This window comes from Cytobacillus oceanisediminis 2691, assembly GCF_007678455.1.
Taxonomy (GTDB): Bacteria; Bacillota; Bacilli; order Bacillales; family Cytobacillaceae; genus Mesobacillus; species Mesobacillus oceanisediminis_A.
Genome location: NZ_VEEP01000322.1, coordinates 1 through 249 on the forward strand (window position 1 = coordinate 1; position 249 = coordinate 249).

1 pseudogene is annotated in these 249 nt (G+C 38.6%); it reads right to left on the reverse strand.

The features are described 5' to 3' along the window. Nucleotides 1–205, reverse strand: a pseudogene (locus tag FS736_RS23870) (stage III sporulation protein AE); the annotation flags it as partial. Nucleotides 206–249 lie beyond the last annotated feature (44 nt).

A 249-nucleotide genomic window follows, 5' to 3' on the forward strand; every position in this document is an offset into this window, starting at 1 on the left:
ACTTTTCCACTCCTTCAACAAACATCCTCAAAATACTCACCACCATCAACCATCCCACCAATTTTCCCTTTACTATCAACTCATCAAACCCCAAATTCACCATGCCTTTCAACCACTCTTTCAACCACAACTTCTTTTCACCCCTTATAAAATCATACACCCTTCCTTTCTCCCTTTCTGCCACATAACCATCATATTTATTCATGATATCTTCCCACAATCCCTTAACCTCATCGATATTCAAATCTT